Annotated in this window: 21 protein-coding genes; 10 read left to right on the top strand and 11 right to left on the bottom strand. The window is 41.5% G+C overall.

The window, feature by feature from the left end:
- The first annotated feature begins 7 nt into the window (after positions 1 to 7).
- Both DRF67_RS16030 and DRF67_RS16025 read left to right on the top strand, forming a co-directional pair.
- Positions 8 to 1531, top strand: coding sequence for an FAD-dependent oxidoreductase (locus tag DRF67_RS16030; protein WP_115929307.1), 1524 nt, complete (start codon positions 8 to 10; stop codon positions 1529 to 1531).
- 17 nt (positions 1532 to 1548) lie between these two features.
- On the top strand, positions 1549 to 2205 hold the full coding sequence (locus tag DRF67_RS16025; RefSeq protein WP_115929306.1) for a DUF6766 family protein: 657 nt from the start codon (positions 1549 to 1551) through the stop codon (positions 2203 to 2205).
- Here the strand turns inward: DRF67_RS16025 and DRF67_RS16020 are convergent.
- Positions 2187 to 2990 carry a helix-turn-helix domain-containing protein gene (locus DRF67_RS16020; RefSeq protein WP_115929305.1) on the bottom strand — a complete coding sequence of 268 codons (804 nt, stop codon included), beginning with the start codon at positions 2988 to 2990 and terminating at the stop codon, positions 2187 to 2189. The genes DRF67_RS16025 and DRF67_RS16020 overlap by 19 nt on opposite strands.
- A 135-nt stretch (positions 2991 to 3125) precedes the next feature.
- Here DRF67_RS16020 and DRF67_RS16015 point away from each other — a divergent pair, with 135 nt between their 5' ends.
- Entirely contained in the window at positions 3126 to 4265 is a 1140-nt protein-coding gene (locus DRF67_RS16015; RefSeq protein WP_115929304.1) for an Atu1372/SO_1960 family protein, read from the top strand.
- A gap of 279 nt (positions 4266 to 4544) precedes the next feature.
- Here DRF67_RS16015 and pdxR read toward each other — a convergent pair whose 3' ends face one another.
- Positions 4545 to 5975 (bottom strand): MocR-like pyridoxine biosynthesis transcription factor PdxR, encoded by a 1431-nt coding sequence (gene pdxR / locus DRF67_RS16010; RefSeq protein ID WP_115929303.1) that lies wholly within the window; start codon positions 5973 to 5975, stop codon positions 4545 to 4547.
- A gap of 100 nt (positions 5976 to 6075) precedes the next feature.
- On the opposite strand from pdxR, the gene DRF67_RS16005 reads away from it, so the two are divergent.
- Genes DRF67_RS16005 through DRF67_RS15995 form a run of 3 tightly spaced genes read left to right on the top strand, consistent with a single transcriptional unit; the run spans position 6076 to position 7688 of the window.
- Positions 6076 to 6531, top strand: a complete 456-nt coding sequence (locus DRF67_RS16005) for a cupin domain-containing protein (RefSeq protein ID WP_115929302.1) — start codon at positions 6076 to 6078, stop codon at positions 6529 to 6531.
- A gap of 40 nt (positions 6532 to 6571) precedes the next feature.
- Entirely contained in the window at positions 6572 to 7450 is an 879-nt protein-coding gene (locus DRF67_RS16000) for a dihydrodipicolinate synthase family protein (protein WP_115929301.1), read from the top strand.
- 4 nt (positions 7451 to 7454) lie between these two features.
- Positions 7455 to 7688 (top strand): thioredoxin domain-containing protein, encoded by a 234-nt coding sequence (locus DRF67_RS15995; protein WP_115929300.1) that lies wholly within the window; start codon positions 7455 to 7457, stop codon positions 7686 to 7688.
- 228 nt (positions 7689 to 7916) lie between these two features.
- Here DRF67_RS15995 and DRF67_RS15990 read toward each other — a convergent pair whose 3' ends face one another.
- The 6 genes from DRF67_RS15990 to DRF67_RS15965 all read right to left on the bottom strand — a co-directional run bounded on the left by DRF67_RS15990 (position 7917) and on the right by DRF67_RS15965 (position 15088).
- Positions 7917 to 8423, bottom strand: coding sequence for a pyridoxamine 5'-phosphate oxidase family protein (locus DRF67_RS15990; protein WP_115929299.1), 507 nt, complete (start codon positions 8421 to 8423; stop codon positions 7917 to 7919).
- Positions 8424 to 8659: 236 nt separating this feature from the next.
- Entirely contained in the window at positions 8660 to 9304 is a 645-nt protein-coding gene (gene pdeM, locus DRF67_RS15985; protein WP_115929298.1) for a ligase-associated DNA damage response endonuclease PdeM, read from the bottom strand.
- A gap of 38 nt (positions 9305 to 9342) precedes the next feature.
- On the bottom strand, positions 9343 to 9945 hold the full coding sequence (locus tag DRF67_RS15980; RefSeq protein WP_115929297.1) for a 2,3-bisphosphoglycerate-dependent phosphoglycerate mutase: 603 nt from the start codon (positions 9943 to 9945) through the stop codon (positions 9343 to 9345).
- A gap of 109 nt (positions 9946 to 10054) precedes the next feature.
- A complete protein-coding gene (locus tag DRF67_RS15975; protein WP_115929296.1) occupies positions 10055 to 12487 on the bottom strand; it encodes a ligase-associated DNA damage response DEXH box helicase in 2433 nt (810 codons plus the stop codon).
- A 1-nt stretch (position 12488) separates the two neighbouring features.
- Positions 12489 to 14069: an ATP-dependent DNA ligase gene (locus DRF67_RS15970; protein WP_115929295.1), complete on the bottom strand. Its 1581-nt coding sequence runs from the start codon at positions 14067 to 14069 to the stop codon at positions 12489 to 12491.
- Positions 14066 to 15088, bottom strand: a complete 1023-nt coding sequence (locus DRF67_RS15965; RefSeq protein ID WP_115929294.1) for a ligase-associated DNA damage response exonuclease — start codon at positions 15086 to 15088, stop codon at positions 14066 to 14068. The genes DRF67_RS15970 and DRF67_RS15965 overlap by 4 nt, the downstream gene beginning before the upstream one ends.
- 255 nt (positions 15089 to 15343) lie before the next feature.
- On the opposite strand from DRF67_RS15965, the gene DRF67_RS15960 reads away from it, so the two are divergent.
- Both DRF67_RS15960 and DRF67_RS15955 read left to right on the top strand, forming a co-directional pair.
- Positions 15344 to 18367, top strand: a complete 3024-nt coding sequence (locus DRF67_RS15960) for a SusC/RagA family TonB-linked outer membrane protein (protein WP_115929293.1) — start codon at positions 15344 to 15346, stop codon at positions 18365 to 18367.
- 10 nt (positions 18368 to 18377) lie between these two features.
- The gene (locus tag DRF67_RS15955; RefSeq protein WP_115929364.1) at positions 18378 to 19817 is read left to right on the top strand and encodes a SusD/RagB family nutrient-binding outer membrane lipoprotein; all 1440 of its coding nucleotides are present in this window, start codon (positions 18378 to 18380) and stop codon (positions 19815 to 19817) included.
- 520 nt (positions 19818 to 20337) lie between these two features.
- Here the strand turns inward: DRF67_RS15955 and DRF67_RS15950 are convergent.
- Positions 20338 to 20655 carry a DMT family transporter gene (locus tag DRF67_RS15950; RefSeq protein WP_115929292.1) on the bottom strand — a complete coding sequence of 106 codons (318 nt, stop codon included), beginning with the start codon at positions 20653 to 20655 and terminating at the stop codon, positions 20338 to 20340.
- 235 nt (positions 20656 to 20890) lie between these two features.
- Between DRF67_RS15950 and mug the strand changes: the two genes are divergently transcribed.
- Complete coding sequence (gene mug / locus DRF67_RS15940; protein ID WP_228435827.1) at positions 20891 to 21445, top strand: G/U mismatch-specific DNA glycosylase; 555 nt, start codon at positions 20891 to 20893, stop codon at positions 21443 to 21445.
- 5 nt (positions 21446 to 21450) lie between these two features.
- On the opposite strand, the gene DRF67_RS15935 is transcribed toward mug, so the two are convergent.
- Complete coding sequence (locus DRF67_RS15935; protein WP_115929289.1) at positions 21451 to 22056, bottom strand: DNA-3-methyladenine glycosylase; 606 nt, start codon at positions 22054 to 22056, stop codon at positions 21451 to 21453.
- Between the two features lie 123 nt (positions 22057 to 22179).
- On the opposite strand from DRF67_RS15935, the gene DRF67_RS15930 reads away from it, so the two are divergent.
- Positions 22180 to 22608 (top strand): hypothetical protein, encoded by a 429-nt coding sequence (locus DRF67_RS15930; protein WP_115929288.1) that lies wholly within the window; start codon positions 22180 to 22182, stop codon positions 22606 to 22608.
- A 48-nt stretch (positions 22609 to 22656) separates the two neighbouring features.
- Here the strand turns inward: DRF67_RS15930 and DRF67_RS15925 are convergent, their stop codons facing one another.
- Positions 22657 to 24828 carry a S9 family peptidase gene (locus DRF67_RS15925; protein ID WP_115929287.1) on the bottom strand — a complete coding sequence of 724 codons (2172 nt, stop codon included), beginning with the start codon at positions 24826 to 24828 and terminating at the stop codon, positions 22657 to 22659.
- Between the last annotated feature and the right edge of the window lies 1 nt (position 24829).

Here is a 24829-nt window from a genome sequence, read left to right as displayed (position 1 = left end):
TCAAGTTATGTACAGAGATGGAGCAAGAAAAAGCATCTGGCAGGAAGAAATCAGAAAATTTTCTACAGAAACCGATTTTCAGCAGCTATTTGATGTAGCGGTAGTTGGCGGTGGAATAACCGGTGTCTCAACTGCTCTGAAACTACAGGAATCCGGTAAAAAATGTATTCTTCTGGAATCTGCTAACATCGGGTTCGGAACGACCGGCGGGACCACTGCACACCTGAATACTTTTTTTGATACCCCTTTTGGTCAGGTGAGTAAAGATTTTGGAGCAGACGGTGCAAAGCTCTATGCAGAATCCGGTAAAGAGGCCATTCACATTATTGAAACTTTCATTCAGAAATACAACATACCCTGCAGCTTTACACGAAAAGCCGCTTACCTTTTTGCCTTGGATGAAAAGCAGGAGAAACAGTTAAAGGATATTGTAGAAGGAGCTACTGAAGTAGGAATTGAAATGAGATACACCAATGATATTCCCTTTCCTATCCCCTTTAGAGTAGCCGTGATAATCCCCGGTCAGGGGCAGTTTCATCCGATACAATACGTGAAAGGCCTATGTGATGCCTTTCTGCAACTGGGTGGATCTATAGTGGAAAACTGCTTTTGTGAAGAGCACACCGAACACGAAGATGACGTGGTTTTGAAAACTTCCAAAGGAGAAATAAGGGCAAAAAATGTAGTCTATGCGACGCATATCCCACCAGGATTAAATATTCTTCATTTCACCAATGCCCCCTACCGCAGCTATGCGATGGCATTCAGCCTGAAAGACAGCAAGTATCCATGGGAATTGGGGTATGACCTTAGCGAACCCTACCACTATTACCGTATCCAGGAAATCAATGGCGAAAACCTTCTGATTGCGGGAGGTGAGGACCACAAAACAGGACATGCTCAGGATACCGGTGAATGCTTTTCGAAGCTTGAAAATTACGTCAGGCAATACTTTAATGTAGAAACGGTTTATTACAGCTGGTCCAGTCAGTATTACGAACCAGTAGATGGTCTTCCATACATAGGAAAACTTCCGGGCAGTAAAGGGAAAATATGGGCAGCAACAGGTTTCAGAGGAAACGGGATGATATTCGGAACTTTATCTTCACAGATTCTGCATGATCTGATCGTCCATGGAAACAGCAGGTATGAAAATCTTTTCAATCCGTCAAGGATAAAGCCAATGGCGGGATTCTCAGATTTTGTAAAAGAAGGTATGACCGCTGCATTTGATTTCATCAAAGATAAAATTTCTGTAGAAAAAATAGAATCGTTTTCCGAAATCAAAGCGGGAGAGGCAAAAGTAATTCAGTATGAAGGTTCTTCTTATGCCCTGTACAAAGAGAGTGACGGTACATTACACCTTTTAAAGAGTACCTGCCCGCATGCTTTGTGCGAAGTACGATGGAACAGTGCAGAACTGAGCTGGGACTGCCCGTGCCATGGCTCCAGGTTCAACGTCAATGGAAAAATACTGACCGGCCCTACAACAAAGCACCTTCAGAAAATATTTCCTTATCAAAAGCATTAAATTTAAAGATAAAACCTATGTCACGTAAGAGTTTCTTTTACCGGAATAGTTTAAGCATTATATTGATTGCCTTGATGCTTCTATCGCTTACCGGTCAGTTTTTTTCCGGCTGGAAAACAGAGAATAAAGAACTGATTGAAAATGGGCAAAAAGCATTAAAGCTAAGCGAGTATGTCGAAAGCGGACATTTTATCCAGGCTACGTTTGAAAACTGGGAGAGTGAATTTCTCCAGATGATGTTGTATGTTTTATTAACGGTTTCCCTGAGACAAAAAGGCTCCAGCGAATCCAAATCTATAGAGGGAAAAGAAGATGTGGACAGGGAGCCTGTACCACATCTCAAAGCTCCATGGCCAGTGAAAAAGGGAGGTTTTTGGCTGAAAATATACAAACATTCTTTATCGCTGGCTTTCGCAGTTTTATTCGTTGCGAGTTTTATCCTGCATTTCTACGGAAGCATGAAAGATTTCAATACTGAACAGCTGATGAAAAAAGAACCTACCCTAACTGCACTTCAATACATTGCGGAGTCCAGATTCTGGTTTGAATCCTTTCAGAACTGGCAAAGCGAATTTCTGGCGGTTGCCTCACTGGTTCTCCTTTCGATATGGCTCCGTGAGAAAGGGTCCCCGGAATCCAAACCCGTAGATATGCCTCATGATGAAACGCCCTGATGTCTGTTCAGGCCAGGTTTTGCTTTCATGACAGCAAAATAGGAAGTGGTAAAGGCAGATAAACTCTGATAGCCCACTTTATACGCAACCTCACTCAACGTGTACTGTTTCGTATCGATCAGTTCAATGCTTTTTAAAATTCTCGTCAGCTGGAGATACTTTTGAAGTGTAATTCCGGTTTCATTTTTAAAGATCCTCTGAAGGCTCCTTACTGACATTTGTGCTTTCTCTGCGAGAGAATCAATGTTCAGGCTGTATTTAAAACTCGAATTAATTTCGTTACATACAGGGATCAGCCGGGTATCAGCCGGGACTGGAATCTCAAGCCTGTTGCTTTCCCGGCAGAAGTTGGGAAGACTCTTTAAAATTGCTTTAAAGAAAATTTCCTGTTCTTCATTTTCTGTGAGCGACTGATTCCACTTTGACGCATACAGCAGCATTTCTTTTAAAACAGGGGGAACGGCGAATACCTGAACCTGCTGATAAAAATCTTCATCAAAAACAGATTTGAACAAAAATACCATGAGGTTTACGGTAGTGGCTTCAGAAGTAATCTTGTGGGCTTTCCCCGAAGGAATCCAGATGACGTGATGCTGGGGAACAAGATAAATTTTCCGGTCGATATGAAAATACTGGTAGCCGTCTTCCACAAAAGTAAGCTGAGAACGGTTGTGCATGTGTTCATAAGAGTCATGTTTCCAGTCTTTTTCACACCATACATACGCTTCTTTTTCAATAGTATCTACAAATTTACTGTCAGATTTTTCAGTTAAGCCACATTTCATTTGTCGTTTGGTATATATCTTTTGGCAAATTTAATAAAAACGCCAATACTAATTTTGTAAAGTTTTACTGCGTCAGGATTCAATACATGAAAAAGTTGACACAAAGTAATAAATCAAACTTATATTTTATTCAAAATGAGAAAATTATGTTCTTTTTTTATCTTAATTTTATTAAGTAATACCATCAACATTATGGCACAAGATAAAGCTAAAATCCTGGTCCTCATCCATTCGGATAATGGAGGGACGTATGAACTTGCTAAAGAAATTTCCAAGGGAATTGAAAGTGATAAGAATGCAGTTTCTTATATTAAACTCGTTAAAGCCTCACAAAACCCAAAATTGAAAGATCTCCCGGTAGCTACAACAGATGAACTGTCCGCATATGACGGGATCGCTTTTGGCTCACCAGTGTATTTTGGAAATATCAGTACCGGAATGAGCGAATTTTTATCCAAAACCGTTCAGCTATGGACTGATCATGCCCTGGAAGGAATGCCGGCAACTGTTTTCATGTCTGCAGGCAGCGGGGCAGGAAAGGAACTTGCCCTTCAGGCTTTCTGGAACAGTCTGGCCGTGCACGGGATGGTTCTGGTTTCCAACGGAATCAGAGGAACGGAAGAGCTGAATAAAGCAATTCCGCAGGGAAATACGGTTCTGGGTATTACCAGCATGGCTTCTTTGAAAGATGTTGAAAGACCTACAAAAGGAGAACGCAGTATTGCGGAACTTCAGGGGAAAAACTTTGCCAAAATAGCTTTGGCATTGAGAGGGACCCGTCAGAAAAAAAGTAGTGTTGGCAGTGTTGAAAAGACCGTGAGTATTAATGAAACATTGCAACAGAAGAATATTGTCCTTCCCCAGGTCCCAAAACCAGCCGGAAATTATCAGCCTTTTGTGCGTTCCGGAAATCTTGTGTTCATCAACCAGGTTGCCTTACAGAATGGAAAAATACTGAATGCAGGAAAATTGGGAGTAGATGTGAATGAACAGCAGGTAAAGGAAGCTACAAAAATCACGATGCTGAATGTTTTATCCGTTTTGAAAGAAGCTGTGGGGGGAGATTTGAACAGAGTAAAGCAATGTGTACAGCTAACCGGAATTTTCAATACGAAAGATGACTATACAAAGCATGCCGATCTCATGAATATTGCTTCAGATCTTGCTGTTGAAGTATTTGGAGAAAAGGGGAAGCATGCAAGAGCTACCTTCGGAGCATCATCAGTTCCTGTTAATTCGTCAGTCGAGATCCAGGCAATTTTTGAAGTAGACTAGTCTTCGCCTTGCTATAAAATCACACAAATTTCCCGCTTTTGTACTTTTTCCATGAAATGCAAGACTAAATGAAGTTAGACAAAAAGGGTACAAAAGTACAAACGAAGACTCATTTGCTTACAATTGGCCTTGATTCCCGAATTCCAAATTCATATGGATCAGATCTCTATTCTTCGGTTCAAGAATATGGACCTACCTAATACCGGAAGTTTTTTAACGGATTCAGGGCCAATTTTCTTAAAGTTCCTGGTTCTGGAACATAAACTGTGGCTGAAAAAATTAAGAGAACTTGGTGAAAACTTCAGCAATAACGGGAATACTTTGTTCCAACTGATCTTCCGAAAGAGATCCATAGCTCAGTCTGATGCCGTTGACATGGTTCTGACCATAGTGCTTGGGATGAATAATCTTAATATTTTTTTCTAGCAAAACAGCAGCTACCTTATCCCAATCCAATGTTGATTTGGGTACAATCCAAAAAGCCAGGCCGCCTTCGGGCAATGTAAAGACAGCGACGTCCTGCATGTATTTTTTCAGTAGCTCATAGACAAAGTCTCTTTTATGTTTGTAATGAAGGGTTGCTTTCTTAATATGTTTTTTGACGGCTCCTTCTTTGATGAGCTGAAGCACCGCCTGTTCCATGATTACATCCCCATGCACGTCGATAATCTTGCGAAGGCTTCCTATTTTTTGCAGGAGATCCTGATTTTTCGTTGCGAGATAACCAATTCTTAATGCAGGTGCCACTACTTTACTTAGAGTTCCTATATACACGTATTTATTAAGTTCCGGAAAGCTGGAGAGCGGAAGGATAGGGCGGTATCCGAAATGGAATTCGTTGTCGTAGTCATCTTCGATCACGGTGATCTGATATCGATTAGAGAGCTCTATCAGTTTGGATCTCCTTGCCAAGCTCAGGGTTACTGTGGTTGGGTATTGTCTGTGGGGAGTTATATAGATCGCTTTAACGCTTTTATTTTCTGCTAAAATTTTTTCTATGCAGTCGGTACAGATCCCGTCCTCATCTACCGGCACGGGCAAAAGCCCAGCTCCAGCATATTCAAAAGCCTGCCATGCGGGCTGATATCCCGGATTTTCTACAATAATATGGTCTCCTGGTCCCAAAAGGCACTGGGCAGTCAGAAACATTCCCATCTGGCTTCCCCTGGTTATGGAGACCTCGGTCTCATTCACCTGCATTCCCCGCTGATGATTCAGCATCTGGGAAATCATCCTGCGGAATTCAGTATCCCCGTGCTCATTGCCATAGCCCATCATCTGCCACTTTGCTTTCCTGTTAAAGATTTGCCTGTACACCCTTGCCAGTTCGGTTACCGGCGCAATTTTACTGTCCGGATGACCATCATCGAAATTGATCATAAGCCCTTTCTGAACTTCTTTTTCCTGGAGAGTTTGCAAGAGCGTATGAGATACTCCTTTCTGCAGGACAGGCAGCTGCTCTGAAACAAAAATCCCTGTTCTTTCTTTTGAGGTCACCCATTCCTCATTAATGAGAACCTGGTAGGCTTCCACCACTGTATTTCTGTTGATTTTCAACATAGTCGCGAGGTTTCGGCTTCCGGGAAGTGCATCACCCGGCTGTAACCTTCCTGAACGGATATCAGCAATAAGAGTATCTGCGATCTGCAAATACACCGCTTTGGCAAGTTTTTTATCAATTTCAAATTCTATTTTCCAAGGACGTATCATCTGGACTACCTATTTATGTAAAAACTGAATCATTTAAACAGTCCAAATATAGAATAATTTTGTCATGCAATAAAGCACAAAACATTTAATTTTTTAAATTATGGACAAGAAACAATTCAGTTCAAAAGACTTTCACGAAACTTTTGCAAGACCAAAGTATGTAGAGCCAACTCATTTCATTCATAAAAATGTAGAAAATGCAGGCGAGCACAATCAGTTTTCAAACGAGAGAAAACACCCCGTTTTCTTTGTGGATCTTCCCAGCAAAAATGTAAGCATGACCATAGGAGGGCTACTACCGGACCAGCAAACCAACAAGCATCGCCACACCTATGAAACGGTATTGTACGTCATCGAAGGAAAAGGCTGGACAGAAATAGAAGATGTAAGAGTGCATTGGGAGGCTGGTGATGCCGTATACATTCCATCATGGGCGTGGCATAGACATCAGAATCTAAGCGATACGGAACCTGCAAAATACATTGCCTGTGAAAATGCTCCACAGCTGCAGAACCTGGGTGTGGCATTGAGAGAAGAAGAGGGCCGCGACTTATAAACGCTGTTTTTTATCCTTTTAAATTTAAATACAACAACTTATGAAGAATGTTCCGTTTAAGGGAATTATTGCTTATCCCATTACTCCTTTTGATGATCACGAAAATATTGATATTCCTCTTTTCAGAAATCTGGTGGAAAAGCTTATCGTTTCCGGTAGCCATGGGATTGCCCCTTTGGGAAGTACCGGCGTAATGCCTTATTTGTCTGATGAAGAAAAGGAAGCCGTCACAGAGGCAACGATACAGCAGGTAAACGGGAGAATTCCCACACTGGTCGGTGTATCTAATCTTACCACTGAGAGAACTGTTCACCATGCAAAATTTGCAGAACAGGCAGGTGCAGACGCTGTCATGATTATCCCGATGAGCTACTGGAAGCTTACTGATGACGAAATTGTAGCCCATTATGATGCCGTAGCCGGCAAAATATCTATTCCCATTATGGCGTATAATAATCCTGCCACCAGCGGGGTAGATATGTCTCCCGCTCTTCTGAAAAGGCTCCTTGAAATTCCGAATGTCACCATGATCAAAGAAAGTACAGGTGATATCCAGAGGATGCATTTTTTGCGGAAAGAATTGGGTGAGGATGTAGCTTTCTATAACGGATCCAATCCTCTGGCTCTGGCAGCATTTTCGGCAGGAGCAAGAGGGTGGTGTACGGCTGCTCCCAACCTAATTCCTGAACTTTCCCTAGAATTGTATACTGCGATAGAAGAAGGAGATCTGGAAAAAGCGAGAAAGGTGTTCTACAGGCAGTTTGAACTTTTGAAGTTTATTGTGGGTAAAGGTCTCCCAAGAGCTGTAAAAGCCGGTCTAAACATTTTGGGTCAAGAGGGCGGAAATCTGAGAAGCCCCCTGAAACCGCTTACGGATACCGAAACTCAACAACTTGAAAATATTTTAAAAAATCTTTAATCTTATGAAAAAACCAGTTTTTTATCATGCCGGATGTCCGGTATGTGTCAATGCAGAGCATGATATGATCGAGCTTATCGGTCGTGAAAATATAGATATTGTGCATTTAGGAAATGACAGAAGCAAAATTTCAGAAGCAGAAAAGGCCGGTGTACAATCGGTACCGGCTCTGGTTACTCCCAATGGGAATGTGCTGCACATCAATTTCGGTGCATCTCTGGATGATTTGAAGAAATAATACTGATCATTCTTTTTGAAAACGGCTTGAGAAATCAGGCCGTTTTTTTTTAAAGGTATATACTGGGGGTTATCGCTTGTGGTCTTTACCTTATCATGATCATTGGTCATACCAACATTATAATTGCCACGAATAATACATCCATGATAAAAATCTGTATACTCGTGGCAAAAACAATTGCGTATGGGTAAGATATTGGCTGCCCTTTTCCTGGTTCAATCAGGGGTATTAAATGGTGGCATTTCCTTCTACACCATCGGCATTATTGGTTTTATTACCCGTGATAGCGGCTGTTACAAAGCTTAAAAGGCTTACAAGCTTACCTGCTTTGGTATCCCAATAATAGGATTCTTTTGGTTCTACCCGGATAATGGTAACATTCGGATCATCTTTTCCGTCAAACCATGCCTTAGCCATTGGTGACCATTTATCTTCTATCGTGGCCTTATCCTTATAAACAGAAGCTTCTCCATATACTGACAGGTATTGTGAGTCACTGTTATTCATAAAAAACAGCTGAACTCGACGGTCTTCTTTTATTTCAAAATTCTTATTGCTGGTTCCGCTGCTGATGAACCACAAATTTCCGCTGTCATCTGTTTCCTGGAGAGTCATAGGTCTTGAATTCACCGGAATCATTTCCAGTTCTGTACAGAACATACATATTCTGGCACTTTCCGACAATTCTTTGATTTTCTTGATCGCCTCTAAATGGCTTAAATTCTGTGTTGACATAATATAATATTTTTGGTGATTGGCTGATCGTATACAGAGAAATTATTCCCTGCAATAATTATTGTAGATCTTCCTGTTTACCATTCAAATACCTGACCAAAAGGAAATAAAATGTGGTACCTCGTTTCGATTTTGAAAATTTTTGTTACTTTTTTTAATAGTAGTAATAGCTTCTGCAGAAGATTTCTGCTGTTGATCTGCTTTCACTAAAAACAGATCCGCAAAAACAGACGTCCTTACACTTCATAAATTTCAGCATCTGTAAACGCAAAAAACTTGCTGTTTTTAGGGAGATTCTTGGTGTCAAGTCCCGTAAATTCACTGAAAGCAGGCAGCAGGAGCTGATTAGGACTCACAGCAAAGCAGGGGAGTCTGATGCTCTTTACGGCAGACTGCAGAACTATTCCGGGATGGATATGTCCGGTGACCTGAAAAGCTGTCAATTTTGGGTCAAAATCATGGATAAATGTGATGAAGTCCACCTGCAACAGCTTTTCTTTCAGATTCATGCAAAGTTTTTTTTCCAATGTCCCCGAAATACGATCATGATTTCCTTCAATCAGATAAAACTGTAGGTCGGGATACTGATTACGCCATGTACAGAACTCATCCACATCGGAATTATCCCCTGCATGAAGGAGATCACCCACGACAATGAATTTTTCTGGAAGAAAATATTCTATCAGGGCAGAAAGCCTTTCAAGATCGCTTTTCATGATATGATTGGCCAGAGCAATACCATTCTTCCGGAAATGGGCTGTTTTTCCGATATGAAGATCCGACAGGATCAGAGATTTTTCTTTTTCCCAGAAGACCGCACGCTGATTGGTTAATGTAAACGTTTCGTTATGAATAATAATATTTTTTGTTGCTATAAACACGATCGATAAGTATAAGTAATGAATGTGGAAATAATAAATCAGTGGTCTTGCCTGTGTACATGAAACTGTTCGTCAAACAGATAAACAATTGGAATTCCCGTGGCAATTTCCCTTTGGAGAATTTCTTCGGGAGAAAGATGTTCCAGGTGCATGACCAATGAGCGAAGGCTGTTTCCGTGGGCTACAACCAATATATTTTTTCCTTCTTTAAGTAAAGGAACGATTTCTTTTTCGAAATAGGGAATAACACGGTTATAGGTGTCTTTAAGGCTTTCTCCGCCGGGCGGCACAATATCGTATGACCTACGCCAGCTAAGCACTTGTTCATCACCATACTGTTTGGCGGTTTCAGCTTTATTAAGGCCCTCCAGGGTTCCATACGACCGTTCATTCAATGCTTTATCTCTGATGATCGGAATATCTTTTTTTTCCATGGTTTCAAGAATGACATTGAGCGTGTGTTCGGCCCTCATCAATACTGAGGTAAATGCCATATCAATTTTTTCGCCTTTCAAGGCAAGGCCTGCTTTTTTCGCTTCTTCAATACCGGTTTCTGTAATGTCGATGTCATGCCAGCCGGTAAATCTGTTTTCTAGATTCCACAGAGACTGCCCATGACGGACCAAGAACAATTTTGCCATTGTTTTTCTAACTTTAGTTTATTCTGCACAAAGGGTTTATCTAAGGTACGGCGATTGTTTCGACAAAAAAAAAACAGCCGCCAATATTATCTTTACGAGAAAATATCATTTATAATTTTAGCATACGCCGGATTCTTGCATCCAGTCCTTCACTGGAGAGGGTCTGCCTCAGACTGTCAACTTTTATCGGGAAGCTCAGCGGCGTAAAGGTGCGGGAGAGTTTTAAGATGATTTTAGATTTTTCAATTCTTTTAAAAGCCTCTACCAGCCTTTGTTCCTGGAGCTGCACATTAAAAACTTCAGTATAGGCCTGTTTGATCAGAAAATGATTAGGATCATAATCTTCCAGGACCTTAAAGATAAGCCCGGCAGAACTCTGTAACGCTTTGTTGGAACGCTGCTGGCCGGCATAATTCTGGATGACCATCCCCGAGATTACAGCGATATCCCGAAATTTTCTTCTGGCCATTTCTGCTGAATTGATACTGGAGATCACATCATTCATCAGGTGTTCCCTGGTAAGGATCTGATGAAGATTTTCTTCATTCAATGGAATTTCCTTGTCGCTGAAAAGTTCAAACCCATAATCATTCATAGCCATTGAGAAGGAAATGGGGGCAAGCTTTGAAATACGGTAAGCGACGAGCGCTGCCATCACTTCGTGTACCAGACGTCCTTCAAACGGATACATAAAGAGGTGATAGCCTTCCCTGTTTTTGATCAGCTCTACCAGAAATTCATCTTCTTTGGGAATATGGGAGTTTTTTTCCTGTCTGGAAAGGAGCGGATTGAGAAACTTTAGTTCTTTTTCAGAAGCTTTGGGGTTCAAGGCATGCGAAAGTTTTTCTCTTAAAAAATGACCCAGATCGGAGCTTAAAGGCAACCTTCCTCCAAGATAACTGGGAACCAATGCTTTTCCTTTAGCGGCTCTCACATAGACGGTCATATCTTTGATCATGGCCACTTCAAGTGTCCGGCCTGCTAAAATAAATTTTTCTTCTTTCTTCAGTTTTGAAATAAAATACTCTTCAATCATCCCGATGTACCCTCCCGAGATGAATTTTACTTTCAGCATGGCATCACTTACAATAACGCCCATATTCATTCTGTGCAGCATGGCGATCTTGCGGGAGGTCACTTTGTATAATCCATCATCCATAATGACGATTTTATGGAATTCTTCATAGCTTTTTAAGACACTGCCTCCAATTGTCAGAAATTCGAGAATGCCGCGCCATTCCTCATCCATTATTTCCTGAAAGGCATATACTTTTTTTATTCTTTCGTACAGTTCATCCGGGTAAAAACCGTTACCGACGGCCAGGGTCATCAGGAACTGGACCAATACATCAAAGCATAAAACCTGAGGATCCCGGGGCTCTACCACTTTCTGCTTTACTGCTTCTTTTAAGGCAGAAACTTCAATGAGTTCTAAGGAATGGGTAGGCACACAATAAATCCTTGAGGTTTCAAAAGGGGAGTGTCCGCTACGTCCTGCCCGTTGTAGAAATCTTGCCACACCTTTCGCAGAACCTATCTGAATAACGGTATCAACAGGCTTAAAATCGATACCGAGGTCTAATGATGAGGTAGAAACAACCGCTTTCAGTTTACCGTTGCTGAGGTTTTCTTCAATCCAGATCCTCAGATGGGCATCAATAGAGCTGTGGTGGATGGCAATCTGCCCCGCAAAATCAGGGTAAGCGTCCAGCAGCAGCTGATACCACATCTCACTTTGGCTTCGGGTATTCGTAAAAACAATGGTTGATTTTGAATTCAAAATAATTGGAACTACTTTATCCGCAAGCTTATTTCCAAGGTGCCCCGCCCAGGGCAGTACTTCCACCTCATCCGGGAAAACCGGGATAATGTCGATTTTCTTATGTTCCCTGGCGGTAATTTTTGTCTTTTTGATATCATAAGGGATCAGGACTTCCATGGCTTCGTCCAGATTGCCAATGGTAGCGGTAATACCCCAGATTTTAAGCCGGGGAACATATTTTGTAAGCTGCGAGATGGCGAGCTCTACCATGACTCCTCGTTTGGAGCCTAATAATTCGTGCCATTCATCCACAGCGATACATTTCATTTCTCTAAAAAATGTCTCATGATTTTTCTGACCCAGCAGCAAATGAAGACTTTCTGGTGTAACCACCAGAATATCGGGCATTTTCCTTACCTGCTGTTGTCTTACTTTCGGATCTGTATCTCCGTTGCGGACCCCTACGGCCCAATCTAAACCGATCTCATCGATAGCTTCCTGCATGGCTTTGGCGATGTCCTTAGACAGAGAGCGCAGGGGAGTGATCCATACCATCTTCAGCCCTTTTTTGTAGTCTTCCGGCTGGTTCAAAAAGTCTGAAACCAAGGCTAGAAAAACAGAAAATGTTTTTCCGAAACCGGTAGGGGCAACCACCATTCCGCTATATCCGTTTCCAAATTTCTTCCATGTGTCCATCTGAAATTTAAAAGGGGATATATCCTTATCATTCATCCACTGCTGAATGATTTTAAATCCGTCGGTATGTTCAAAAGCTGTCAAATTACTTTATTAATTTTTTAATTTCTTCCAGTTCATCTATTTCATCTACGGTTTTATCTTTTCGCCACCGCACTATCCTTGGAAAGCGGAGGGCTACACCGCTTTTATGACGGTTGCTGAAACCTATGCCTTCAAAAGCTATTTCAAAAACAAGCTCAGCCTTTACCGTTCTTACCGGACCAAATTTTTCAATGGCATTTTTGGTTACAAAACGGCTGACCTCCATAATCTCTTTGTCAGTTAATCCGGAATAGGCTTTCGCTATAGTCACGAGTGCATCCCCATTTTTAACCGCAAAAGTATAGTCGGTATAATAAGCGCTTCGCCTGCCGCTCCCTTTTTGGGCATAGATCAGAACAGCATCAATGGTGAGGGGGCTGATCTTCCATTTCCACCAGTCGCCTTTCTTACGTCCTGAATGGTAAGCTGAATTTTTATGTTTCAGCATGAGGCCTTCACTGTTGATGTCCCTTGAATTTTCCCGTACCTGCGCAAGTTCTTCCCAGTCTTCAAAATTAATACTTCTGGAAAGCTTTATATTTTCAGGATTTTCATTGATCAGCAGTTCTTCAAGCATAGCTCTTCTTGCATACAGTGGTTTCTCTCTGAGGTCGTTACCTTCCCATTCCAGAAGGTCGTAGGCAAATACTTCAATGGGAATGTCAGAAAGCATTTTTTTGGTTAAAGTTTTCCTGTTCAGTCTTTTTTGTAATTCATTAAAATTTAAAACGTTGCTGTCTTTTACTGCAAGTATCTCTCCATCCAGAACAAAATTTCCATTCATCGCTTGTACGGTTTCTGTAATTTCAGGAAACTGCTCTGTCACGAGCTCTTCCCCTCTCGACCAGATGAAAACCTCATCATTTCTCCGGATGATCTGACCCCGTATTCCGTCCCATTTATATTCGGTGAGCCATTCTTCCGGTTTCCCGAGTTCCTGGATTTCCTTTTCCAGAGGATAGGCCAGGCAGAAAGGGTAAGGTTTTGAGTTATCAGGGTTAACATTTTCAGCAGAAATGAGTTCTTTGAATGAGACTTCATCAGGAATCCATTTTCCCATGAGACTGTGCATGAGCGTACTCGGCTCCTGTCCTGAAAATTTGGTGAGGGCATTGATCAGTGTTTTATCAGACACACCGATTCTGAAGCTGCCTCCAATCAGTTTGTTGAAGATCAGCCGCTCTGTGTAATCCAGTCCGTTCCATGACTGCAGTACAAATTCCTTTTTTTCAGCGTCTGTTTTATTTTTTAAGCCTGCAATATCATTCATCCATTGTGAAAGGCTGCGCTCTATTTTTTCCTGTGGTGGCGGAAGGATCAATGAAAGGGTTTCACCCAGATCTCCAACGGAAGAATAGGATTCCTGAAAGAGCCAGAAGGGCAGCTTTGTGATTTCCAGTGCCCATTCCTTCATATAATTGGTATTGACATTCCTTTTAGGTCTTTTCCCTGTAAACAAAGCAATAAACCATACTTTATCATCATCCGGGGCACGTTCCAGATAATCGATAATGGCGTCTATTTTGGCATTGGTTTTATTGGTGGTTTCCAAAGCATTGATCAGATCTGCAAAATGTCTCATAATTCAGGTTTTTCAATGATTTCTTTTTCTGATTCTTCTTCATCTTCCCCATAGAGTGTCTCTACCACATCAGACCGGATGCCGATTTCATTTAAATACTTTGAAAAGACTTCCGTCTGGCCGTGGGTAACGTGAACAATCTCTGCTTCCGTGGCTTTTACAGCCTGCAGCAGCCCGCCCCAATCTGCATGATCGCTCATGGCAAATCCTGCATCTGCACTCCGCCACCTTCTGGCACCACGTACCTGCATCCATCCTGAGCAGATAGCCGTAGCGGCATCCGGAATTTTTCTGATGATATTGCTGTCCAGCAAAGCCGGTGGAACAATGACGATCTCATGCTGTACTTCTTTGGCATTTTCTCTGAAATCGGCAATGGTATAATCCGGAAGATCTATCCCCACAGTTTCGAATGCTTCATTGAGTTTCCCGATGGAATAGTGTACGTAGATTTTACCCAATCCTTCTACCGCTTTCATAATACGCTGGGCTTTTCCCAGAGAGTAGCCTATAAATACGGACGTTTTACTGTTTTCACGGTTCTGGAGTACCCAATTTTGGAGTTTCTTATTCAGATCTTCTGTTTCCAGCCAGTTGTATACCGGTAAGCCGAAGGTACTTTCCGTCACAAATTCATGACACCGTACCAGCTCAAAGGGAGTACTCAGGCCATCCTCCTGAATTTTATAGTCTCCGGAGATCACTGTAACGTATCCCTTGTACTCCAGCCGGATCTGGGCAGAACCAATGATGTGCCCGGCAGGATGAAGGGAAACGCTGACCCCGTTTATTGTGATTTTTTCACCATATCCTATACTCTGGCATTCGATGTCTACACCAATTCTTTGGTACAGAATAGGTTTTGTAAAGTGATGACAGAGATATTTTTTCATTCCCCATCGCGCATGGTCAGCGTGACCATGGGTGATGATGGCCATATCTACAGGCCTCCAGGGATCAATATAAAATTTTCCCTGCGGGCAGTAAATTCCTTTTTTTGTAAATGTGATTAGTTTCAATGGTGTGAATGGTTTATAATTAGCCTTCAAAAACTTAACCAATTTTTATAAAACTATTTATTTTATTAGCAAAATAAAGAATATTGAAATAAAAATGTCAATGGTATCCTCTGTGGGTTTTAGATGCTGGGTTGTATGTTTTAGATGGTTCCATTTATTTTTAGTAGACGCCAGCCGGCCGTTGATATATACATTTTATGATGTTCTTCACCAATTATTGAATTTTGATTAACAAGTTAAAAAAAATCAATAATTATGAAATACAAGTTAAAGCTTTTAAGTGCCGGGGTCGCCTTTTTTATCGGAAGCGAAACCTATTTCAGCCAGCAAAAGCAGGATACTATAGCCACGCAGAACATTGAGGGAATTGTAGTAACCGCTTTAGGGATCAAGAGGGAAAAGAGAGCACTGGGTTATTCTACTCAGGAAGTAAAGGGAGAGGATATCAGCAGAAATCCTACCACCAATTTTCTGAATAATCTTTCAGGAAAAGTAGCAGGGCTTGAGATCAGACAATCTACGAACTTTGGAGGTTCCGTAGATGCTGTTTCCAGAGGATACAAATCTATTTTAGGGGATAATCAGGCCCTGTTTGTTGTGGATGGGGTTCCTGTGATCAACCGGAATATTAATTCCTCCGTTCAGCAGAACGGGTTTGGCGGCTATGATTACGGGAGTCCGGTTTCGGATATCAATCCCAATGATATTGAAACGGTGAATGTGTTAAAGGGAGCTGCTGCAACTGCTTTATATGGATCGAGAGCTCAGAACGGGGCTATTATCATTACCACCAGAAAAGGGAAGAAAAATACCCAGGGTATCGGTCTGGAGTATAATGGCAGCATCTCCATTTCAGCCATCGACCGCTCTACTTTTCCGGAATATCAGACCCAGTACGGACAGGGATATTTAGGACAGGAGCTGATCCCTTATCAAAACGGTTCTCTTGTTTATTTCTGGCATGATGCATCCTATGGAGTTGCTTATGATCCCAATCTTATGGTGTACCAATATGATACCTTCATTCCCGGGTCCAGGAATTTTGGAAAACAGACCCCCTGGATAATGGCGAAGAATGGTCCCATCACTTTTTTTGACAAAGCCATCAACCGAACCAATAACATTGCACTGAGTGGCGGAAATGATAAGGCTACTTTCAGGCTAAGCTATGCCAATACGTACGCTACAGACATCATGCCCAATTCTTCACTGGTCAAGAATAACTTTGGAGGTAATGCTTCCTATCAACTTACGGATAAGTTAACCGCTACTATTTTCGCCAACTATATCGTGCAAAGGACAAAGGGAAGAAATTCTACGGGATACGGAGATAATATTATGGGGAATTTCAGACAGTGGTGGCCTACCAATGTGGATCTTCAGGATCAGAAATACCTGTATGATACCTTTCATAAAAACTATACGTGGAATATAAAATCTCCTGTGAACCTTTCGCCGGCCTACTGGGATAATCCTTATTTTACCCGTTACGAAAACTATCAGAATGATAAGAGGGAGCGTTTTGCAGGAAATTTCAGCCTGAACTATGATCTTTCCAAAAGTATTAATATCCTTGGAAGGGTAGGGATTGACGGCTATACTATGATTACGGAAGAACGAAGAGCAGTAGGTTCTATTCCTGCTCTTTTCAGCTTTAATCCCATAGAACAGCCTTCAGGATATGCCGTTACCAACCTCCGGTTTACAGAGACCAATTACGACCTGATCGCCACTTACAAAAAGAACATTCTTGAAGATTTGAATCTGCAGGCATTAATAGGCGGAAATGTAAATGTACAGACCAGCTACTCCAACGCGCAGACGACTTCCGGAGGGCTTTATATTCCGGGTCTTTATACGATTTCCAATTCGGTCGTCACACCAGCAAAACCTATTACTACCAATACCTCAAAGTATATTTACGGAGCTTTTATCCAGGCTTCTTTAGGATACAAAAATACGTATTATCTTGAAGGAACCTTCCGAAGAGATCAGTCTACCTCTTTACCAAAAGAAAAAGCCGCTTATTATTATCCTTCTGTTTCAGCGAGTGTGGTGTTTTCAAATATGTTGAAACAGCAATGGCTGAACTTCGGAAAAGTGAGGGCAGCGTATGCTGAAGTGGGCTCGGATACTAATGCGGATCAGCTGAGAAACCGGTTTCTGGCTCTGGCTTCTTTTGAAAACAATCCGGTATACTCTTATAATACTACGTTAAGGAATGCCAATCTCCTTCCTCAGAAACTGAAGAACCTTGAACTGGGAACAAATATGCAGTTTTTTAAAAACAGACTGGGGTTCGATCTTGCCTGGTTCAGGAATATAGCCTTTGACCAGATTCTTCCGCTTCCCGTTTCTTTAGGCACGGGAAATGGTGCGAAAATTCAGAATACGGGCGAACTTACAACCAAAGGTGTGGAATTTTCCATGAATGTCACTCCATTGAAGTTCAGCAATTTTTCCTGGGATATGAACCTCAACTGGTCTAATCCCAAAACTAAAGTGACTGCTCTTCGCGAAGGAATAGAGAATATCACGATTGGTACGCTGCAGGGAGGCATCAGTATCAACGCACCGCTCAATGGTGACTACGGCAGTATTTGGGGGGCGGATTTTGTTTACGATCCCAACGGAAATAAAGTGGTAGGGAAAAATGGGGCATACCTTCATACTGACGGCTCCAATTATAATTTGGGAAGCTTCCAGCCGGATTTTATTGCCGGACTAACGAATTCTTTTACGTATAAAAACTTTAACCTGAGTTTCCAGATCGACTGGAAAAAAGGCGGCAAAATATTTTCCCTGGATCAGTATTACGGATATGGAACCGGACTGTATCCCGACTCTGTAGGACTGAATGATCTTGGCAATCCTATCAGAAATACACTGGCTAATGGTGGCGGAGTGATTTTACCGGGTGTCATGCAGGATCCTGGTAATCCCGGACATTATATTCCTAATACCATCCGTCTGGACCGTTCTATTTCCAGTCAGACTTTGGGTACCGATCCGCCGGTAGCAGCATTTGTGTACGATGCCAGTTTTATCAAGCTCCGACAGGTATCTGTTTCTTACAGCTTTACCCATGAGTTTTTAAAAAATACGGGTATTCAGGGGCTTACTCTTGGCTTTACGGGAAGTAATCTTTGGATTATCCATAAGAATCTTCCTTACGCTGATCCAGAGGCAGGGCTTTCTTCAGGAAGCATCCAGGGATATCAGTCCGGCGTGATGCCTTCTACAAGAAATTTCGCATTCAATCTTAAAGTTAATTTTTAAAATGATTACTATGAAACATACCATGATATTAGGTTCTTTTCTGGCATTATTAATGGCAGGATGCACGACAGACGATGTGAATACCGATCCACATGTAGCCTATGAGATGTCTCCGGAACCGCTTCTTACCTATGCAGAGAAAGAACTGAGCGATTATATGAACACGCCAAGTGTTAACGAGAACAATTTCCGTCTTACCATGCAGTACTGGCAGGAAGTTACCTATGTGAATGAAAGCAATTACAACTTTACGGCCAGAAATGTTTCCAATAATGTATGGGGAGACAACTATGTGAATGTGCTCAACAACCTCAACAAGGCAAAGGAACTGATAGAGCAGTACCGGCCCGGACCTTCTGAAGTGAGTACCTGGCAGGATAAGAAAAAAAATCAGCTGGCGATTATCGATATTCTTTCAGTCTATGCCTTTCAGACGGTAACGGATACCTTTGGCGATGTTCCCTATAGCCAGGCTCTCCATCAGGAAAAGTTTCCTTTGCCAGCTTATGATGATGACCGGCAGATCTATGAAGGTCTTATCAACCGCCTGAAGGCGGATGTTACCGGTCTGAAGGAAGGGGCAGGAACTTTCGGTTCCGGAGACATTATATACCGTGGAGATATAGGGAAGTGGAAAAAATTCGGAAATTCCCTGCTTTTGAAACTGGGTATTGCTGTTTCCGATGTCAATCCGGCACTTGCTCAATCTACGATCAACGCTGCCATTACAGGCGGAGTCATTACGGATGGATCGGAGAGTGGCCTTTTCCGCTATCTTCCGGATACTCCTAATTTTAATCCGCTGTTTGAGAATCTTGCGAACAGTGGCCGGGATGATTTTTTTGGAGGAAAACCTTTTATTGATTTTCTCAATACGAATTCAGATCCCAGAGTGTCCAGGTATTTTCAGGATGTAGATGGTGAGTATATCGGGCAGGTTATTGGTCTTGCGGGAGATTTTTCAGCATTTTCGGCACCGGGAGTATTTGCGTATATCCCCGTCACTTCCGGAAATCTGATCACTTCTACGGAAGTGGCTTTCTATCTTGCAGAAGCTGCTGCAAGATTTGGAATTGGCGGAACCCCTGAAGCTTTATACAACGCTGCGGTACAGTCTTCTTTCCGGGAGTGGGGATTGTCTGATCAGGAGGCTCAGCAGTATCTCACAGGAGTACCTTATAACACTGCCAACTGGAAAAAATCCATAGGGGAGCAGGCTTGGGTTGCGCTGTACAATCATCCGGTCATCTCCTGGAACTTTTACAGACGGTTGGATTATCCGGCTTTACAGGCTCCTCCCACAGCCATTGCCAATGCAGACGGAAAGGTACCCGTAAGACTGCAGTATCCAACTCTGGAAGCGACCACCAATGGAACTAATTATGCTAAAGCGGCATCTGCAATTGGTGGGGACCGGTTAACCACAAAAATTTTCTGGGACGTTCATTAGTAAAAATCAATCTGATACGACTATTTATTCATATCAATTCTATTCGATGTGGCTGTTTCTATTTTTTGAAGCAGCCTTTTTTTTGGTGCTTCTCTAATCTTGAAAATGAGTATGGAGAATATTGATAGATTGAAGCTGATCATTAGTAGATATTCCGATGATTCAACGATCTATTTTATCCAAATTTGAAGCATCATACATATCATATACCATGAAAAGACCGGAAATTTTGAGGTGGGCGGCTTTGCTTTTTTTATTCTTCATGGCACGAAGCCTGATCTTGGGCTGTAAAAACATGAAGTCTGGAGACCGAAGTCTGGAAAAACGGATGATGTTCCATAACGATTATCGTAGGAATTCTGATCACCATCTTGAAACAAAAGCCGAGCTAATAGGCTACTGGTAAACATACCAGTCATTGAAGAACATCTAATGGGTTAGTTGATTATCCGATATTGGATAATAATTTGGCTTAATGATTTATATCTTAAGCCATTTTTTAGTAGTCCTAATTTTAGATTTAAAAAAGTTTGAGCCCTACAATACCGGCTACAATCAGGAATGCAGACAATAACCTTAGCATACTGGCAGAGTCCTGGAAAAATATAATCCCTACGAGTAAAGTTCCTACTGCACCTATTCCTGTCCATACAGCATAAGCAGTTCCGATAGGAATACTTTTCTGAGCATACCAGAGGAAACCTCCGCTGACGGCCATGCATCCTACAGAGAACAGAACCCAGCTCCATTTGTTGCCTCCCGGCTGTTGTGATAATTTAAGACCCAACGGCCATCCGATTTCAAAAATACCTGCGATGAGTAATGCGATCCAGTTCATACAATTTGTTTTAAATGATTTTCAGGAAACCTGTCTGTTCTGAAGAACATGATTTTACTGACCATCGTTTTTTATATTTCTATGACAAAATTACCGCTGTTTTTTTCTATTCAGTGCAGGAAATGGGCTGATCCGGTAAAAAATACAGATGGAACGTATCTTAAAGAAGGTGAAACGGGATCCATTATTTTTGGAATATTGTTCCGGATATGGCTAATATCAGTATCTTTAAATAATGAAACAGAGGCGTGCTAACCATTCTGTTTTATCAGCATTAATCCATGTCAATATGTTAACAGATATCATCAGCCCTAACCTCAAAGTTATTTTTTGTGGGATCAATCCCGGTTTAAAATCAGCAGATGACGGGCATCATTTTTCAGGAAGAAGCAACCGTTTCTGGAAAGTCCTTCATCAGTCTGGCTTTACTCCCCATGAGATTGAAGCGGTACAGGATACATCCATTTTAGATTTCGGATATGGCCTGACGACTGCCGTAGCAAGAGCGACCTCCCGTGCGGATGAGCTTTCAACGCACGAATTTGATTATGCGCTTGAAAGTTTTACCGCTAAAATAAACGAATTCCAGCCAAAATATATTGCTTTTCTGGGTAAAGCGGCTTACAAAGCATTTTATAAAAAGAAAGACATTCTTTGGGGAGAGCAATCTGAAGATTTCTGTGGCGCAAGGGTTTGGGTGCTCCCTAATACCAGCGGACTGAACCGTGGATTCAGCCTTGGGGATCTTGTGACGTCTTATAAGGATTTTTATCAGGCAATTCAGGAATAGCCGTATTATACTTTGTTTGGTTTGCTGACGTACCTGTTATTTTTTACAAAAAAACGCCAGGGCAAAAGGGCATCTTCCTGCGCATAAGCAACTCCTATTCTGGGCCCTGTAACAATTTCGTCCGGTTTGTACAATATGCCATGATCTTCAATCCAGATTTCGTTTCCTTCCAGATCTTTTTTATTAAATGACCTGTCGATACCTAATGCTTTCGCTGCTGATCCGGGACCGGAAGAAATGGCTGCCTTAGAGGCAGGCATATTCCGTCTGGCTTCCATGATCTCCTTTCCGATTAATGGTTCAACTGCTCTGATTAGAACCGCGTGAGGTTCATCTTCTACAGAAGTTACCACATTAAAAAGGTGATGAATTCCATAGCACAAATAAACATAGGAAATGCCGCCATGGCTGTATAAAGTTTCCGTACGGTCTGTCCGTCGGCAGCCATATGCATGAGACGCTTTATCCTGAACCCCAAAATAAGCTTCAGTTTCCACAATAATCCCAGCTGTTATATCGCCATCGATTTTTGTAAAAAGGACCTTTCCCAAGAGATCCTGAGCCAGAAAAAGCACATCCTGACTGGAATAATAGGAGCGTGATAGTTTCAAATGAATGATATTATATTAACAGGTTAAAAATAAGGATATAAAAACAATTTTCACAATATTAACCAGAATGTCACTACATTTGAAAATAAGTGGGTATTAATTCTTTACATCCAAAGCAAAAATATGGTAAAGTCCTTTCATCTGATCCTGTTTCTGTGTACTTTTTGTGTGACAGCACTGTCATTCAGTATTCCCTGTCAGCAATCGTATCGAAAAATGATTGTGGGAAAATGGCAACCTATACTTTCAACATCGGAAGGAATAGAGGCCAACGGAAAGCGTACCATAAAAAATTACAGATTAAGCAAGAATGACCTTATGCAGTTTAATGCAGACGGTTCTATTACCGATAGTGCACAGCTTTATTTCTCCTACTCATTGGACCCTGATCATGATACATCTTTATCTTTATTTGAAGGGGGTAATGATGAAAGAAAGTTTGAAATCGTCCAACTGGACAAGACAACAATGAAAATTGTTATGAAAGAAACAGACCCGTACAAGGGAGAACCTTTTCATATAACCTGGACAATTGTATTTAAAAGAAAATAAAACAGACTTACATAAAAAATCCCGCATTACTGCGGGATTTTTCAGTTCTTATCTTGCTCCCGGAGGGCAATGTTCTTTCAGATATTTCGTAAACATAGTAGCGAGGTGCAATGATGTACCTTCACCTTCACTGATCGAGTGTGTTCGGTTTGGGTAGGACATCAGCTGGAACTGTTTGTTGTATTTTACCAGCTCATTGATATACACTTCCGTATTCTGATAATGTACGTTATCATCTCCTGTACCATGAACCAATAGAAGGTTTCCTTTCAGGTTTTTAGCATAAGCCAATGGAGATCCGTTGACAAAATCTTCTCTGTTTTCCTGTGGAAGTCCCATATACCGTTCCTGATAGATATTATCGTAGAATAATTGATTGGCTACCGGAGCAATGGCTATTCCTGTCTGATAGATATCCGGATATTGTCCCAAAAGATTCAGTGTGGAAGAACCTCCGCCGCTCCATCCCCAAACGGCAACTCTGGAAGTATCTGCATATGGCCATTTTGCAAATAAGGCTTTGGCTCCCATCGCCTGATCGCGGATATTAAGCTGTCCTATTTTACGATAAATAGATTTTCTCCACTCACGTCCTTTAGGAGCAGGAGTTCCGCGGTTTTCAAGAGAAACATACAGATAACCATCCTGAGCCATATCTCCAACATACAAACCGTTTTTACCTGCATAGAAATTATCTGTTACGGTCTGGGAACCCGGTTCACCATATACCATGAAAACAATTGGATATTTTTTGTTTGGATCAAAATTTTTAGGTTTTACCACCCATCCGTCTAAGGTAACACCATCCTGCGTAGTAATCTGGAAAAATTCTGTTTTAGCTCTAGCCGGATCTGCTTTTGAAACACTTTTTGCAGCAACAAGTTCTTTATGTTCCGGCAATGATACTACAGCTCCTGCCGAACGCGCATTTACGCTGCTGTTGTTAAACATCGCAATTTTCCCATTGGGAGATATCATATATTGGTTGGATCCGGTATAAGCTACAGGAGTTATTCTTTGAGATTTTCCACCTTGCATACTTACTTTGTACAGATATTTCTGAGTGGCATTATCAGGAGAAGCTAAAAAGTAAATCTGTTTGTTCTGAATATCAAAAAACTCTGGTTTTATAACATCAAAGGCATCTTTTGTAATCAAAGTTTCTTTACCATTCATATCTATTTTATAAATATGTCTCCAGCCATCTTTTTCAGAAACCCACAAAAACTCTTTACCATTGTTGATCCAGTCCCAACCGCTTGGATCATTATCATTCCATCTGGATTTGATGTCTATCCATGCAGCATCTGTTTCAGTATAAATGGTCTTGCCTGTTCCCGAATGAGCATCAGCCACCATAATTTTACTCTGATTCTGTTTTCTGTTCAATTGCTGCAGAATAATAGATTTAGAATCCTGCACCCATTCCATTCTGGGGATATAATGCTGTACTTCATCACCTGCAATATCTGCTTTCTTAGAAGATTTTGAAGCAAGATCATAAAACCAGATGCTGCATCCTGAAGGGTTTTCTCCCACTTTCGGATATTCTACAGGAATGGTAAATGAATAGAGACTGTCGGTATTATTAATCATCAGGAAGTTTTTAGTTCCTCGGGCATCCAGCTTCCAGTAAGCAATTTTACTTCCGTCCGGAGACCATCTGAAACCATCCTGAGTCCCAAATTCTTCTTCATAAGCCCAATCAAAAGTACCATTAATCATTCGGTCTGTACCATCATTGGTAATTTTAGTAAGCTGATTATTGGAAAGGTCTTCAATATAAATGTTGTGCTTAGACACATAGGCTACCTTTTTTCCATCAGGGGAGAATTTAGCAAACATTAATGAAGCCTTGGGAAGATCTTTTCCAAGCTGGGTAAGCTTCTTCGTATTTTTATCGAAAATCCAGTAATCTCCACGGGTATTATCCCGCCATACTTTCTTGGTATTCGTGAAAAGCAGCAAACTTTTGCTGTCAGGAGAAACCTGAAAACTCTGTACTTCTAAAGCCGTAGAACTTCCGGAAGGAATCAATTCATTATTGCTTAAAAAAGCCTGATCTTTTCCTGGATTCAGCACATCAATAATTCCAACACCATTTTTAGTGAATGAATAATAGGCATTGCCGTCAGGAGTCCATTGTGTTTTTTGTGCGGCCAACGGTGACAAGCACAGGAAATATAGGGCAATGGCTGTTATTTTTTTTATATTCTTCATA

It is taken from the genome of Chryseobacterium pennipullorum, assembly GCF_003384725.1.
Lineage (GTDB): Bacteria > Bacteroidota > Bacteroidia > Flavobacteriales > Weeksellaceae > Chryseobacterium > Chryseobacterium pennipullorum.
This window is presented reverse-complemented; position numbering and strand designations above follow the sequence as displayed.

Bases quoted from the DNA above. Each gene is read 5' to 3' on its own strand.
- DRF67_RS16030 (WP_115929307.1), top strand. From the start codon at position 8: ATGTACAGAGATGGAGCAAGAAAAAGCATCTGGCAGGAAGAAATCAGA.
- DRF67_RS16025 (WP_115929306.1), top strand. From the start codon at position 1,549: ATGTCACGTAAGAGTTTCTTTTACCGGAATAGTTTAAGCATTATATTG.
- DRF67_RS16020 (WP_115929305.1), bottom strand. From the start codon at position 2,990: ATGAAATGTGGCTTAACTGAAAAATCTGACAGTAAATTTGTAGATACT.
- DRF67_RS16015 (WP_115929304.1), top strand. From the start codon at position 3,126: ATGAGAAAATTATGTTCTTTTTTTATCTTAATTTTATTAAGTAATACC.
- pdxR (WP_115929303.1), bottom strand. From the start codon at position 5,975: ATGATACGTCCTTGGAAAATAGAATTTGAAATTGATAAAAAACTTGCC.
- DRF67_RS16005 (WP_115929302.1), top strand. From the start codon at position 6,076: ATGGACAAGAAACAATTCAGTTCAAAAGACTTTCACGAAACTTTTGCA.
- DRF67_RS16000 (WP_115929301.1), top strand. From the start codon at position 6,572: ATGAAGAATGTTCCGTTTAAGGGAATTATTGCTTATCCCATTACTCCT.
- DRF67_RS15995 (WP_115929300.1), top strand. From the start codon at position 7,455: ATGAAAAAACCAGTTTTTTATCATGCCGGATGTCCGGTATGTGTCAAT.
- DRF67_RS15990 (WP_115929299.1), bottom strand. From the start codon at position 8,423: ATGTCAACACAGAATTTAAGCCATTTAGAGGCGATCAAGAAAATCAAA.
- DRF67_RS15980 (WP_115929297.1), bottom strand. From the start codon at position 9,945: ATGGCAAAATTGTTCTTGGTCCGTCATGGGCAGTCTCTGTGGAATCTA.
- DRF67_RS15970 (WP_115929295.1), bottom strand. From the start codon at position 14,069: ATGAGACATTTTGCAGATCTGATCAATGCTTTGGAAACCACCAATAAA.
- DRF67_RS15960 (WP_115929293.1), top strand. From the start codon at position 15,344: ATGAAATACAAGTTAAAGCTTTTAAGTGCCGGGGTCGCCTTTTTTATC.
- DRF67_RS15955 (WP_115929364.1), top strand. From the start codon at position 18,378: ATGAAACATACCATGATATTAGGTTCTTTTCTGGCATTATTAATGGCA.
- DRF67_RS15950 (WP_115929292.1), bottom strand. From the start codon at position 20,655: ATGAACTGGATCGCATTACTCATCGCAGGTATTTTTGAAATCGGATGG.
- mug (WP_228435827.1), top strand. From the start codon at position 20,891: ATGAAACAGAGGCGTGCTAACCATTCTGTTTTATCAGCATTAATCCAT.
- DRF67_RS15930 (WP_115929288.1), top strand. From the start codon at position 22,180: ATGGTAAAGTCCTTTCATCTGATCCTGTTTCTGTGTACTTTTTGTGTG.
- DRF67_RS15925 (WP_115929287.1), bottom strand. From the start codon at position 24,828: ATGAAGAATATAAAAAAAATAACAGCCATTGCCCTATATTTCCTGTGC.